The sequence below is a fragment of the Nonomuraea sp. B5E05 genome, from assembly GCF_039880665.1.
GTDB lineage: Bacteria > Actinomycetota > Actinomycetes > Streptosporangiales > Streptosporangiaceae > Nonomuraea.
In genome coordinates this window covers 1-13883 of record NZ_JBDPMJ010000045.1, presented here as the reverse complement: position 1 = coordinate 13883, position 13883 = coordinate 1, and the positions used below count along the sequence as shown (strand labels likewise).

The 13883-nt window shown below is 72.3% G+C and carries 14 protein-coding genes; all 14 read right to left on the bottom strand.

Annotated elements, in window-relative coordinates; genetic code table 11:
* Positions 1-778: 778 nt before the first annotated feature.
* The gene (locus ABGB01_RS42800) at positions 779-1777 is read right to left on the bottom strand and encodes a hypothetical protein (protein ID WP_347779778.1); all 999 of its coding nucleotides are present in this window, start codon (positions 1775-1777) and stop codon (positions 779-781) included.
* A 171-nt stretch (positions 1778-1948) separates the two neighbouring features.
* A complete protein-coding gene (locus tag ABGB01_RS42795; RefSeq protein WP_347779842.1) occupies positions 1949-3493 on the bottom strand; it encodes a type II toxin-antitoxin system prevent-host-death family antitoxin in 1545 nt (514 codons plus the stop codon).
* Positions 3494-3670: 177 nt separating this feature from the next.
* On the bottom strand, positions 3671-5341 hold the full coding sequence (locus ABGB01_RS42790; RefSeq protein ID WP_347779776.1) for a hypothetical protein: 1671 nt from the start codon (positions 5339-5341) through the stop codon (positions 3671-3673).
* Between the two features lie 655 nt (positions 5342-5996).
* Positions 5997-6611, bottom strand: coding sequence for a hypothetical protein (locus tag ABGB01_RS42785; protein WP_347779775.1), 615 nt, complete (start codon positions 6609-6611; stop codon positions 5997-5999).
* Positions 6612-6715: 104 nt separating this feature from the next.
* Positions 6716-7102, bottom strand: a complete 387-nt coding sequence (locus ABGB01_RS42780) for an RRQRL motif-containing zinc-binding protein (protein WP_347779774.1) — start codon at positions 7100-7102, stop codon at positions 6716-6718.
* Complete coding sequence (locus tag ABGB01_RS42775) at positions 7102-7692, bottom strand: hypothetical protein (RefSeq protein ID WP_347779772.1); 591 nt, start codon at positions 7690-7692, stop codon at positions 7102-7104. The genes ABGB01_RS42780 and ABGB01_RS42775 overlap by 1 nt, the downstream gene beginning before the upstream one ends.
* Positions 7685-8683 carry a phage Gp37/Gp68 family protein gene (locus ABGB01_RS42770; protein WP_347779770.1) on the bottom strand — a complete coding sequence of 333 codons (999 nt, stop codon included), beginning with the start codon at positions 8681-8683 and terminating at the stop codon, positions 7685-7687. Before ABGB01_RS42770 ends, ABGB01_RS42775 begins: the two co-directional genes overlap by 8 nt.
* Positions 8680-9246, bottom strand: a complete 567-nt coding sequence (locus ABGB01_RS42765; protein ID WP_347779769.1) for a hypothetical protein — start codon at positions 9244-9246, stop codon at positions 8680-8682. The genes ABGB01_RS42770 and ABGB01_RS42765 overlap by 4 nt, the downstream gene beginning before the upstream one ends.
* Positions 9243-9824: a Pycsar system effector family protein gene (locus ABGB01_RS42760; protein ID WP_347779767.1), complete on the bottom strand. Its 582-nt coding sequence runs from the start codon at positions 9822-9824 to the stop codon at positions 9243-9245. The genes ABGB01_RS42765 and ABGB01_RS42760 overlap by 4 nt, the downstream gene beginning before the upstream one ends.
* 108 nt (positions 9825-9932) lie before the next feature.
* Positions 9933-10406 (bottom strand): hypothetical protein, encoded by a 474-nt coding sequence (locus tag ABGB01_RS42755; RefSeq protein WP_347779766.1) that lies wholly within the window; start codon positions 10404-10406, stop codon positions 9933-9935.
* 42 nt (positions 10407-10448) lie between these two features.
* Positions 10449-10841: an RNase adapter RapZ gene (locus tag ABGB01_RS42750; protein WP_347779764.1), complete on the bottom strand. Its 393-nt coding sequence runs from the start codon at positions 10839-10841 to the stop codon at positions 10449-10451.
* An 83-nt stretch (positions 10842-10924) separates the two neighbouring features.
* On the bottom strand, positions 10925-12463 hold the full coding sequence (locus ABGB01_RS42745; protein WP_347779763.1) for a hypothetical protein: 1539 nt from the start codon (positions 12461-12463) through the stop codon (positions 10925-10927).
* Positions 12460-13386, bottom strand: coding sequence for a hypothetical protein (locus ABGB01_RS42740; protein WP_347779761.1), 927 nt, complete (start codon positions 13384-13386; stop codon positions 12460-12462). The genes ABGB01_RS42745 and ABGB01_RS42740 overlap by 4 nt, the downstream gene beginning before the upstream one ends.
* Positions 13387-13408: 22 nt before the next feature.
* The gene (locus ABGB01_RS42735; protein ID WP_347779759.1) at positions 13409-13837 is read right to left on the bottom strand and encodes a hypothetical protein; all 429 of its coding nucleotides are present in this window, start codon (positions 13835-13837) and stop codon (positions 13409-13411) included.
* Positions 13838-13883 lie beyond the last annotated feature (46 nt).

Sequence of the window (13883 nt, the reverse complement as noted above, 5' to 3'; positions counted from 1 at the left end):
TTCCAGTGGGTCAGAGCGGATCCACTGGCGGAAGAGAATGGGCGCGACTGAGCTCTCCCTAAGAGTAGTTCACGATGGTGTTGATCGCTTCCCGCAACGCGAAGGGCATGGACAGGGACACCTTGCGACTAACTATTACGCGTTGCCATTCCTTGCCATGCGTTGCTAAGCGTTGCTAAGCGTTGCTAAACCCGACCCAGGAGCGGTGTGGGATACATCACATAGGTAGGTCAAACTCCGTCAGCCGGACCGGAAGCCAGTAAGCCGTCGGGACCGTGAAGACGTACGTGTCGGGATTCATGAACAATCGCGCGAGCGACACGTGGAGCGTCGGAAACTTCGGTCGGGCGCAGCCGGGGCCCCTACCGTGGCGGCCGTGACCGACAATCACGCGGAGCGTCTCTGGAAGTCACGAGCGTTTGCTCCGCCTGGCCAGGAGGTCGGCGAGCCGGTCTTGCAGGGTGCCTACGGCTGGACCGGGACCTCGGCGGCGCGCGCGTTTCGGTGGTGCGGGCCTGCTGTTCGACAGGCCGCGCCCGGCTGGGGGCATCTGACGGGGGGCTGTGCGGGCCGTTGTCGTGCTTGGCCAGGAGGCCGGTCAGCCGGTTGTGCAGGGGGGCGCGCACCACGGTGGCGGGCCCGGGGCCGGCCGGGGGCTGTGCGGTGTCGGCGGTGCGTGCCGTGGCGATGGCACGGGCGGGCCTGGTTGACGAGGTCGGCCCGGCAACCTGTACTCGTCGTCGTAATCGAGGGCTCGCCGCGCGGGGGGCTGCTCTGGTCAGGTGCGCTGGTTTCGGAGCATCTGCAGTAGGTCGGCTGCCCGGGTCTCGGCGGCCTGCGCCTGGTCCATGGCGGTCTGCGCCGCAGCCTGGGCAACCGTGAGTTGAGCACGTACGTCGCCGAGCTGCTCGCGGGCGGCGGCGAGGTCCTGGCGCAGCCGGTCGGCCTCGCCGGCGCGCCGCTCGCGGGCCCGGGCCAGTTCGGCGCGGGCGTGCTCGGTGGCGGCGTCGGCGCTGGCCTTGGCCTGCTCGGCGGCCGTGGCCTCGGCGCGGGCGACGGCCAGGTCCTTGGTCAGGGTGCGGTTGGTCTTGTCCAGCTCCCGGTTGCTGCGCTGCAGTTGCTCGGCGCGCTGCCATTCCTGCTCTTGCTGCTGCAGGGCGTGGGTGGCCGCAGCGGTCTTCTCTGCGGCCTTGGTCTCGGCGGCCGCGCGGGCGGCCTCGTGCTCGATGGCCGTGGTCCAGGCGGCATTCACCTGCCGCTCGCGCTCGCTGTCGGTGTCGCGGGCCATCCGCTCGGCAACGCGCTTGGCTTCCATGGCCTGCTCACGCTCCCGCTCGGCGGTGGCCGCGGCCCGTACGGCGCGGTCGCGCTCAGCTTCGGCGGCGGCGGCCTTGGCGAGCGCGTCCGCGGCTGTCCGCTCCGTCTCCCGGACGCGGGCCACCGCGCCGTCCCGGACGGCGGCCAGGGCCTCGCTGTGGCCCTGCAGCGCCTGCTGGAGATCGGTCAGGGTGTCGCCGAGGGCGGTGGTCACGGCGAGCACCGGGGCGGCGGCCGCGTCGAACAGGTCCAGCGCGCCGTCGACGCCGGCGGCGTGCGCGGCCCGGCGCTCGTCCTGAGCCTTCTGCTTGCAGGTCTTGCCGTCTTCCCAGACACGGTCGGGCGGGCCGCAGTACTCGCGGGGCCGGCCAGAGCCGGTGTAGGTGATGCGCCGCTCGCACCGGCTGTAGCCGCAGGCGCGACCCTGCTCCGCAGGGGTGGCGATGCTCGTCTCAGTCACCCTCACACCCTAACCGGGATTTTCGTTTTGGCGAAATATAAATCAGATATCTAATTTTGAAAAATCAAAACTTGTGATCTTCATGGCACGGTGATCTCGAATGAGGCTTCAGAGCCACGCGAGCGGCCGTTTGTCGGCGTTCCAGTGGGAGAGAAAGCATCGGCGCTGCTGCTACGGAGTTGCCTCGCCCTTGCCGGGCGGCCACCACGCCCACTGCTTGCCGAGCTCGGCGAGCTGGTCGTTGACCTCCTGGCGGTCCCAGGCCGCGCCGTCCCAGCGGCTGGTGGCCAGCACGTCGCGCGCCTGGCGGTACTTCCAGCCCTTCTTGTGCCGCAGCGCGCGCAGCAGGTCGGCGAACCCCTCGGGGCCGCCGCTGTCTTCGGGCGGGCAGGCGCGGCCGCCGGTGCTGCAGCGCGGATAGGGCACCTTCGGGGCCGGCCGGTGGATCTTCTCCACGACCAGGTCGTGGTCCCAGCAGTCGCCGAAGTCGTAGCGGTAGGCCAGCCACTCGCCGGGGTCGGGCAGCAGGCCGGCCAGGGTCACGTCGTACTCGCTGTTGTGGTTGTCGCCGTACTCGACCCAGTCCTTGGCGAACATGTGCAGGTGGAAGTTCTGCCAGCCCATCGCGATCTGGATCACGTTGTGCAGGTCCCACAGGCGGGCGGCCGACGGCACCTGGATGCGCCGCCAGACCAGCGGCTGGACGTCCCGCAGGACCACCTTGAGCTGGTGAACGGTACCGGCCACGACGGCAGAGGTAGCCGCCGGCGGGGATACGGGTACGCCTGCGTCCCCGGGGTCGGACCTGTCGCTGACCAGGGTGAGGCGGGGCCGATCGGCGTCGTGCTCGGTGTCGATGCCGGGTTCGGTTTTCTCGATGGACGCTGTGATCTTCGTCGCGGGCAGGACCTCGCGGCCGTCGGCGTCGGGCGCCTCGCCTGCGCCCTGGCCGGCGTGGTGCGGCGTGGCGTCCGGGTCCCGGTCGCGGGCGGCGTCGACCAGGTCCGGCTCGGCGTCGTCGGTCAGGTCATGGTCGTGGAGCTCGCCGCGGGCCAGGCGCTCGGCGCGCATCTGTTCGCGTTCGGCGTTGGTGATGCCGGTGATGTACTCCCACATGCTGACCCGCTGGACCTTGCCGCGGGCCAGGTCGTGCTGCAGCACGATCCGCGATGAGCGGCCCATCTCCTCTTCCTTGACCACCCACGGGTCGGTCGCCTCCCACGGAACGCCGGCCCAGGAGGCGTTCTCGGCGATCTCGACGGCCGCTCGGTGCGCGGGGGCGCCGTGCTGGCGGGGTCCATCAGCCAGGGGCTCCCAGCAGGAGGCGCACTTCACCCACGCCACCTTCTCCAGCTGGGCGACGTCGGTGTCGACGACCACGTCCTGGATACCGCTGTCGGGGTCCGCGGTGTTGACCAGGGCGTGCACCACCGGCCCGGTGTAGGCGACCTGCAGGTAGGAGGACTTGCAGCCGGGGCAGACCGGCACGCGCTTGGTCGCCGGCAGCCGCTCGCCGAGCTCCTTCTCCTGCGCGCGCCGCTGACGCTCGGCTTCCTGCTCGGCGAGATGGCGCTGCCACACCGCGGCCGCCTCGACCGGCAGCAGCACGGCCTGCTTGCGGCCCGGGCCGCGCCGGGTCAGCGTCACCGGCTCGCCGCCGCCGGCCGCTTCGATCAGTTCGGCCAGGCGGGTGCGGGCCTCTCGGATTCCGATCATCTTCACGAACCGCATTGTGTACGCAACCCGGCTCGGGCCGGCCAGGAACCCGCACGCCGCCTGGGGCTCCCGCCGACTGCCCCGGCGCCGCCGACGGACGCTCTTTGTGTACACAAACGAACGCCGTTCTTGATCGTCTTACGCTAAGCCCGGGTGTGCCCGGAGCGTCTGCAGTGGTCACGAGCGTTTGCTCCGCCTGGCCAGGAGGTCGGCGAGCCGGTCCTGCAGGGTGCGCTGCGGCTGGACCGGGACGTCGGTGGCGTCGGTGGCGCGCGTGGTTTCGGTGGCGCGGGCCTGCTGCTGTTCGACGGGCCGCGCCGGGCTGGGGGCACCTGACGGGGGACTGTGCGGGCCGTCGTCGTGCTTGGCCAGGAGGCCGGTCAGCCGGTTGTGCAGGGGGGCGCGCACTACGGTGGCGGGCCCGGGGCCGGCCGGGGGCTGTGCGGTGTCGGCGGTGCGCGCCGCGGCGATGGCACGGGCCCGTTCGATCAGTTCGGCCCGGCGGACGGCGTTGGCGGCGTTGGCCGCCTCGTTGTCGGCCAGGAGCGCGGCGTGCCGGCGGCCGTCGTCGTCCACCGCGATGACCGGCGGCGCGACGATCAGCACATCGCGCCTGCCGCGCCGCCGAGGCCGGTCGAGGTCGCCGTTCTCGGCCGGGTCGGACCGACGCCCTTGGGAGGGGGGTTGCGGGGCGCTGGGAGCCGCTGAGGGCCGCGAAGCGTCGGCCGATGCCAGACGGGCGTCCAGGCGGGCCTGTTCGGCGGCGAAGCGGGGTTCGGCGGCCTGCTGGCGCAGCCGTTCGGCCAGCTCGACCAGCTCGGCGCGGCGTGGCGCGTTGGCGGCGTTGCGCTCGGCGTTGGCGGCCAGCCAGGCGGCGTGCCGGGCGCCGTCGTCGTCGACCGGCAGCGCGGCCGCGCGGCGTGAGGCACGGCGGAGTTTGCCCAGGGCGCGGCCGGTCCGCCAGCGCAGCACCCCGCACAGGTCGCCAGCGGAGCCGACCTGCGCGGTCAGCAGCTCGCGCGCCTCCGATCGCGGCACGTGCCGCAGCAGTAGCATCACCAGATGGGCAAGTTCGGCCAGCTCGGCGTCGGTGGGCACCTCGCCGCCTCGTTGCCGAGCCCAATCCGGCCTGAGGCCCTGTACAAAGTAAAGGGCGGCGGCCCTCTCCTCGCCGAAATCCCGCCCCCCAAACGCCCGCCGATGCGGCGGGCGCTTCTCCTGTGACGGATGTGACGGGAGGGGAGGGGGGAGTCCCTCGCGTGTATAAGGAGACGTGTGAAGTCGTCCACAACCAAGAGCGGTCATGATCGGCTCACGGGGAACGCCGCCGCCGCGGGTGGCTGAGCCGTAGCGGACCATCTCGCAGCCGGCCAGGCCCTCATCGATGGCGGCCTTGGTCTGGCCGCCCTTGGCGATGGTGATCGGGTTGTCGATGTGCCGGCGCACCTCATCGGCCAGGGTCTTGGGCAGGTCGTCGGGCACCGCGGCCAGGTCCGCCGTCAGCCTGTAACGGGCATTGCGCTCCGGGCAGGGGGTCTGGGTCTGGCGCATCCATCCGGCCTGCAGCAGCCGCTCCAGGTCGATCCAGCCGGTCCGCACGCTCACCAGGTGCTTGGCCGCGTACTTGCCCAGGAACACGTTGATGTCGTCGATCCGGCCGCGCTCGTCGGCCTCCACGGCGGCGTGCCTGGCCATCCGCGCCGCGCACGGATGCAGATGATCGCCGCGTTTGATCAGCAGCTGCAGCAGCCGCCACCACAGCAGCCGCGACACGTTCGGCGACTTATCGGCGCTCTCGTAGTGCGGGACACGCAAGAACCCGGGCAGCTCGTCCAGCTCGGCGGACAAGGCCTCAAGCTGCGCCGCGGAAGGAGCTGCGGAAGGGATCGGGGAAGCGGAAGCCGCATCCCCCGGCGTGTCGATGCCAGGGCATGGTGGGCTAACCGCCTGGGTGCCTGCTATCGTCGGTCTCCAGACGTGCGAAAACCCGTCGACGTCGATCTGCTTGTAGCCGGCCAAAGCAACTGAGCTGATCGAACTAGACGCGCTCTACGGTTTGCAGTTATCGACGCCCCGCCTCCAGCGGGGCGTTTTTCGTTGTCCTGATCGCCTCCCGGCGTGATCAAAGTCGAGTCAGTCCCGCATCCTTCCACGTTGACAGGCTGTGGATGAACGCCCACGCGCAAGAAAGCCCTGGCGTGTCGCGAATGGCGCGCGCAAAGCGGACAGCGGGGACGCAGCCGGACGCCGTCCGGGCCCGGCAGCGCGCCGGCCGCGAACGGCACCGACATGCATGGATCACTCCTACCAGAAAATTTGACAAAACGGGCGATCCACTTGACTGCGAGTGCGATTCGTTTGTCAGAAACCCTGTTTAGGGGGCCTTTACAGCCCTTGACGGCCGGTACCTCCAGGGGTTTCCGGCGGTAAGGGCGGACATCCCGGGCACCCCGCCCGGCACACGGCCAGGCGAGGACCCGCAACGACGGCACCGGCTCAGCCGTCACGCTGCCTTGTCCTTGGCCGCGTGCTGGGCGAGCTCACCGGCGGTCGCGTCGTAGCCCGCGTCGAGGTAGTAGACGACCTGGTGGAACTGCTCGACGGTGAGGTGCGGGATCAGCTCGCGCAGGCGGCCGGGCCAGGTGGCGGCCGCGTGCTCGAGGACGTCCTTCAGCGTGTCGGCCACCACGGCCGCGGCCTCCAACTCGGCGGCCTTCATCTGGCGGCTGCGGCCGTTCAGGTCCCAGGAGGCATCGGTGAGCTGCTGCATCGCGGCCTCATACCGCGCGATGGACCGCTGGACGTCCTGGTTGCCCTTGCCGAGCTGGGCAACGTGCTCGGACCAGGAGGACACCTTGGGCAAGCCCGTGATGTGGTCGTCCAGCGTCTCGTTGAACACGACGTGGTCGTTGACCGCGAGGTTGCCGTCGATGGGACCGTAGAAGGCGTCGGCGATCACCTGCTTGCGTTCCTGATCGGTAAGGTCAGCGAACTCCGGCCGGCCGAACACCTCCTCAGCGGCCCCGATGATCCGCGCGTAGGCGGCGTCGGCTTGCGCCTTCTCGATGTCCCAGATGGCGTCCTGGAGGATTTCGACGGCCTTCGTGTTCTGGCCCATGACGGGCTCCCTTCGACGGGTGATGGTGCGTGGAGCTGGCTGCTCCGGACGTCCGCCCGGCCCAGGTGAAGGGGCCGGGCGGCATCCGCAACGCCAGCGCCGGGCTAGGTGGCGAGCTCCCAGCCGTGGCAAGACAGGCAGGCGCCGTAGCGGGTGGGGATGCAGTACGGCTGTTCGATGCCGCACTCGGGGCAGATACGGCGAGCGGCCAGCGCCTTGGCCAGGGCCTGCAGCTGGGCTGCGGAGGGGATGCGGCACGGCTTGGCCTTGGCGATCTCGTACAGGTAGGCCACCCGCACCCCACGGGTACGCGCCTGGTAACGGCGCGAGCGCCACATGAGCTGCGCCACCGGCGCCTGGCCGCCGGGCCGTAACCCGGCCGCGCGCAGCTGCCGGCGCGTGGCCAGCCCCTCAGGCGCCATCCGCCAGGGGTAGGTCGGCAGGCCGCCGTAGCGGCGCCCGGTGGGGTCCCAGAAGACGCGGCGGCCCATCAGCCCACCCCGAGCATGGCGATCAACTCATCCGCCTCGGCCGGGCTGGTGGCCATGCGGTGGCACAGCCGCCGCGCGAGCGCCTGGTCGTCGGGGTCGGGCTGCTGCGTCGACCCGATCAGCTGCTGCCGGTCACCGCGACGATCGCGCCGCACCTGCGGCCGGGTCGGCTCGTTCGCGCTGGTGGGGCCGGTGGCGTCGCGGCGGCCGCGAGGCCTGGCCGGCGCACCCGCCGGGGCCGGTTCGGTGGCCTGCCGCGGGGCGGGTTCCGGGGCGTCCGCGGCCGTCTCCTCGAGGTCGCGCAGCCACGCCTCGGCGGCGGCGGCCTGCTCATACGCGGCGGTGATCAGGCCGATCAGGCGGGTGCGCAGCTTCTCCAGGTCGGCCATCCACCGATCGGCGGGACGCTGCCCGCTGACCGCCCCCAGGCGGGTGTGCAGGCGGTCGGCCTGGTTGGCGACGCGGCGGTGCGGGCAGCTGCGGCCCAGCTCCAGCACCTCCTCCGGGGTGGCATGGGGCAGGCGCTCCCGCAGCGCGCCGATCGCCTCGACCTCGCTGAGCGTCGCCGGCATGGCGGGGGCCTCAGCCATGAGTCACCACCCGGGCGGGCAGCTGGTCCCAGACGCGGCCATCGAGCTCGCGGCCGGCGTCGTGTTTGCTGATGGCGCGGCGCATCCGGACGCTGCCCTCAGGCGCGCCTGCCGACGGAGACGCCGACGGGGGCAGGGTTCGGCCGTCGCCCAGCACGTCGACCTGGCGACCGCGGCCGGCCAGGTTCGGGGTCCACTGGCCCCACTGCTTGAAGAAGAACGGGACGCCTGCGGCCTGGCACTGGTCGCGCAGGGTGCGCAGCCAGTGCGGGTGCGGCGGGCGGGCGCCGCGGCCGGACTCGCCGCCGGCGATGACCCAGCCCACGCCTGTGCCGGGGCCGCCCCTGTCGGCGGGGCTGGCCAGCAGCCAGGGCCGCCAGTGCCTTTTGGCGCCCCAGCCCTGGAAGGACTCCATCCACTCCACGCCCAGCCAGCGCGACAGGTCGACGGGGCCCAGCAGGGGTTCGACGCTGAGGAACCGGACGGCGGCCGGGGTGCGCACCAGCGCGGGGATGCGGATGTCGGCCCAGCGCTGGGTCTCGACGCTGACGCCGAGCCACACGTTCGGCAGCGGCCAGGTGAGGGTGGTAGGGGCGTCGACCAGCGCCAGATCGGCCTCGAGGCCGCGCAGCCGCTCTTCGATCCGGGGCAGCAGCGCGGCCATGCGCGCGTGGCGCTTGGTGAGGACCTGGAAGGTGTGCCGGGGCGCCCACCACATCCGGGTGAACACCTCGATGACGAAGGCGTCGGGCACGGCGTCGTGGAACAAATCGCCCATGGAGTTGACGAAGACCATGCGCGGCTCGCGCCAGCGCAGCGGCGCGTCCAGGGCCTTACGCACCAGCCGGACGGTGGCGAAGGAGCCGGGCCCGTTCCAGCGGTTGTCGATCGCTTCGGCGTAGCAGTTGTCGCAGCCCTCGCTGACCTTGGTGCAGCCGCGTACCGGGTTCCAGGTGGTGTCGGTCCATTCGATCGGGGTGGTGATGTTCACCGCGTCACCTGCCTGGTGCTGGCCAGGTCGGCGTAGCGGGTGATCTGGAGCGCGAGCACGGCCAGCGCGGCCGCCTCGAGGGCGGACAGGGCCAGCACCGCCGGCGTGTGCGGGCCTGCGGCCCACACGATGATCAGGGCGGCCAGCGGCGGGACGCAGAACGCGGCCAGGTTCACGGCCAGCTGCAGCCACTTACGGGAGACGCGCCGCCGATCGTGGTGGTCGCTCTCCCACTCGAACATCGGCAGGCCGGTGGCGTCGGTGACCAGCGCGTGCAGGCGCGGCCCCAGCTGGACGCGCACGTATCGGCCGATCTCGCTGATCATGTGGTCGTTGTGCAGGTGCGTCCAGCCGAGCACGATCCCGGCCAGGGGAAGCACCAGCAGCAGCTCCAGCCGTGCGGCCGTGGCGGTGACGGCGGCGATCGCGGCCGCCGCGGTGAGCACGGCGTACAGCAGTTGGTCGCGGAACCCGATCCGCGAGCGCTGCTCAGCCTTCAGCGCGTCGTACTCGCTCAGCAGCACCGCGACGGCCAGGTCGCTCGTGTTCATCGGGTCGCTCATGCGGTCCTCCCGATGAGGGTCAGCGGCAGCGCGGCCGTCATCGTCAGCAGCGCGAACAGCAGCAGGTGCGTAGCGCGGCGCAGCCAGCGGTACTTGCGGTCGGTCAGCTTCGAGATCTGCAGCAGTTCCTGGCCGAACTGCACGCTGATGCCGCTCTGGTTGAGGTTGAGCCCGGCGATGAGTTCCTCGACGGTGCCGGCGGCGGCGTGCCGGACGAAGCCGTAACCGCCGGCGACCTGGTTGCTGGCGGGCAGGGCGGGCCGGATGACGGCCAGGAGCACGGCCACCGCGGCCGCCAGCAGCACGGTGCCGGCGACAATGGCCAGCAGAGCGGGCAGCGGCAGGCGGGCGATGCTCGCGGCCGCGGCCAGGATCGCCAGCGCGGTGCCGGCCCAGCCGATGAGCGCGGTTGCCTTGGCGTCGATGCGGGCCAGCTCGGCGCGGACGACTTCCAGCTCGCGCAGCAGACGGGCCGGCGCGCCCGGGAACGTGACGTCCGCGGTGGTCGCGCTGGGTGCCGTGGCCGCGGTGCGCGGGGGTGGGGTGGCCGGATCGAAGGCCGGGATGGGTTGCGTCATGATGGGACTTGCCTCCTGATCTGTGGGATCGGATGGGGTGTGCGGGCGCGCCCGCCGCGGCCGGACTTGGCGGAAAGACCGCGGTGATGCGCGCCCGTCTGGCGTTGGTCAGGCGGACGGGCGCCCGGCGGCCGACCTCTTCAGCCGCCACCAGGGCGACTCCGCCGCCATCAGGGCATAGGCCAGGGCGGCCAGCGCGGAGTGCACCAGCAGGTCGCCGTCGGTGAGGGTTTGCGCGTCGGCCAGGTCATCGGCGTCGTTCAGATGGGTCAGCGCCTGGCTGTCGACGTCGGGAGCCAGGGCGTACAGCAGGGCCATCAGGGTGTGGGCGACGGCCGCTTCCTGCGCGTCGGCCTGGCCGGTCGCGACGTGGGCGCGCAGCAGGGCGCTGGCGTCCGCCAGGCGCTCGCCGCCGCGCCGGTCGCCCAGCAGGGCGCCGGTCGCGCCGAGCACCGCCTGCAGGACGGCGTGATCGGCTGGGTGGGCCAGCAGCTCGGGGCTCTGGCGGGCCCGCTCGGCGGCGCAGGCCAGCATGTGCCGGGCCGCAGCGTGTGGCGGGCGCTGGATCGTCGTGGTGGTCATGACGTGCCTTTCTGGTCGGGTGGATCGGTGTGGGTGAGGAGCTCAGCGCTGAATCACGGGCCGGTGGACGTCGCGGTGGACCACGGCGACGGGCAGGCCGGCGTCGGCGAGTTCGGTGGCGATCGCCTGCGCCATGGCGACCGATCGGTGGCGGCCGCCGACGCAGCCGACCGCGACGCTCACCGGCCCGCCGACCGTGGTGGTGGTGAGGTCGGCGGCGAGTTGGGCGGTGCGGCGGATGACGGCTGCCACGCCGGGGGTGGCCAGGACGTGGCAGCGCACGCTTTCGGCCAGGCCGGTGAGCTCGCGCATGCGGGGGTCGGCGTGGGGGTTGCGGAAGCGGCGGCGGGCGTCGACGACGATGTCGGCCTCGGGCGGGTCGGCGTGGCCGTACCCGAACGATGTGATCTCCACGACGGCGGTCGGCTGGGGCATGAGGGGGTTTCTCCTTCGGTGGTGTGTTGGGCTTGGCGAACCGGGTGTTCTCGGGAAGCTCAGGCGCCGGCGAGGCGGCGCGCTTATGTGGCGAGCGCGTACTGGCCGCGCGCGTGGCGGGTGACCGGGCCGTCCTCGGTCGCTGAGAGCCGCGTCAGGACGTTGCGCACGCCGCCGAGCCCTACCTCCCGGCCGCCGTCGGCGTTGACGGCCTCCCGGATGGCGGCGGCGGTCATCGGGGCCTCGGCGTCCTGCAGGACGGTCAGGATGCGGTCCTCCAGGGACGCGGGCGGCAGGGTGACGTGGTCGTCCTGGCCGTCGTCGTAGTCGTCGCCGGCATGGTCGCCGACGTGGTCGCCGGCGTCGGCCGGGGCTGCCGAGCCCCGCCGTCCGGTCTTGGCCGCGCTGCGCTGCTGGGTCTGGCGGAACTTCTCGCACAAGGCGTCCATGCCGGGGCCGTCGTTGCGCAGCGCGTACGCGGTGTGTTCGAACTCGCCGCCGAGCGCCTGCACGGAAGCGTCTTCCAGGCGGCGGGGCTCGCCGTCGCCGTACAGGGCCAGGATCTCCGGATCCCGGCCGGGCAGCGGGGCGATGGAGCCCACCCGCAGGTGGCGCATGAGGGCGGTCGGGCGCTGCCCGGACGGGTAGTAGGCCATGCCCTGCGTGCCCGGGGCGTCGGCGTCGTCGCCGGCGAGGTCGAAGGGCGAGCGCAACACGGTCGGGGCCAGCGTCTTGGGGATGGGCACAAGCTGCGTCCCGCCCGGCAGGATGCCGTCGGCGACCAGCTGGCGCATCATGGACGACGTCCAGCGCAGCAGGACGACCTCGCCTTCCTTCATCATCGCCCTGAGCGTGTCGCTGCCGCCGAGCTCCTCCAGGTGGGAGGCCTGGGCGGCCAGGCCGATGCCCACGCCCACGGACCGGCCGGTCCTCGACAGCTCTTTGAGCAGGAACGTGGCCAGCTCCCGGTAGGGGGCGCCGCGCTCCAGCAGCCGGTTGGCCTCGTCAATCCACACGTGCAGCAGCGGGTCATCGCCGAGCACGAAGCTGTTGCGGCCCATGGCGCTGTAGCGGCGCATGCGGGCCTTGGCGACCTGCACCGCCGCCATCAGCATGAGGATGGCGCCCTCCTGGCTGGTGACCCACCAGTCCACGTTGCCCGCCGCTTCGGGCACGGACTGGCCCTCCTTCAAATCCGCGAGCCAGGTGCAGATGCCGTTGATCTTCTCGGCGATCAGCTGGAGTTGCAGGGACTTCGACTTGCCCGCGCCCGTCGTGCCGAACAGCACGAACCGCTGCGCCGACCCGGTCGACGGGTCGAACAGCCGCTTCTTGACCGGCTGCCCGTTGTGGTAGAACCCGGTCACGTACCGGCCGTGCCGGTCCATCACCAGGTCCTCGCGGGTCGCGGCCCGCACCTCCGCGAGCGGGTTACGCGGGTAGACCATGACCAGCCCGTGGCAGCCCTGCGTCTCCACGACCAGGCGGCCCGGGTCGTCGATGCCGAGCTTCTTGCACAGCGCCTCCAGGTCGTAGCTGATCGCCGTGCCCTCGGGGTGCTCGACCTTGAACACCGTCAGCTCGCCGCCCGCCGCGGCGGGGTGGGCCATGGTGGCGTTCACGCGTCCTCCTGGTTCTGTGTGGTGGTGTTCGTGGCGGCGATGGTGCGGACCTCGCCGCCCGGGGTACCGATCTGGACCTCGGTGAGCACCGTCCCGGGCATGGCCTTGGGGGCGACGTGCTTGGCCCATCGGGTCGCCAGGTCGGCGGTCTCTTCCGGGTTGCCGACCTTCAGCAGGCGCACGCCCGCGCCCCGGCCGGGCACCGAGTCGATGGCGATCTCGTCCTCGGGGATGTCCATGAGCGCCGACAGGCGGCGGATGGAGATGTCCGGGACCGGCTCGCCCGCGACGGCGGCCCGGACGACGGCCCGCATGGATCTGGGGCCGGTCGGCTCGATGGCGTCCAGGACGGTGTTCGGGGCGACACCGCCCTTGACGGCGGCCTTGGCCGCCCACCACTGGGCGGCCGGGTGGTCGCTCACGAGCGGTCCGGCCGGGACCAGGTCGGCGGCGGGTGCCGGCGGGGTGAGCATGCGCCGGCCGACCTCAGCCGGGCGCACCACCCACACCCCGACCGTCCAGGCCATCAGCGCGGCGGCCTCAACGGTGGTCGCCACGGGGTGCATGACGGGGGTCAGCTGCTGGCCGATCAGCAGGGCGGCCAGGCCGGCGCCGGGCGTCAGGTAGAGCGCCGTGGCGACCGCCCGCTGCTGGCCCTCGGGCTTCCACAGCCGTAGCGTGGCCAGGCCGCCGAGCGTCAGCGCGGCGTCGGCCAGCAGGCCCGCCCCGGCCAGGGCCCCGGTGAACAGGCCGCACGCGCCGGCGCACGCCCCGGCCAGGGTGGCCAGGCGGCCGGTGGCGCTGCGGACGGCCGCCAGGCGGCGGCGCGCCCGGTTCAGGGCGGGCCAGTGCGGCAGCTCGACCTCCAGGGGCGGCAGGGCGGGCACCTTCGCGGCCCGGCTGGGCGTCGCGGTCGTGGCCATGGGGCGGTCTCCTCTCACCAGGTCAGCGGTTGCTGTAGAAGCTGGCCTGAGCCATCGGGACGGGCATCGAGTGGACGGCCTCGACCACGCCGCCGTAGTCGCTCTGGTGGGCGTCGCGGGCTTCCTCGAACAAGACCGCCATCTCCTGCGTCGCCTCCGCCATCGCGGCGGCGTCCTCGAGCGCGCCGCGCATGACGGCGGCCGCGTCGCGGAACTCGCCCACGGTGTCGACGTCGACCTCCAGGCCCGCCATCTGGTCGGCCGTCTGGTCGACGCTGGCGGCGCACCCCTCGACGTAGGCGTAGGTGGAGCGGATCTGCTCACTCAGGCCGCTCAGCCGCACGGCGGCGTAGCCGAGCTGGACCAGGAGGATGCCGTAGCGGACAAGCCGGGGCAGGACGCTGCCGCCCTCCTCCAGCGCGTCGCCGGTCGAGCTGCTCAGTTCGTTCACCGGGGTCTCCTACTCGTCGTGGTATTCGCGCTCGGCGGGCCGGATG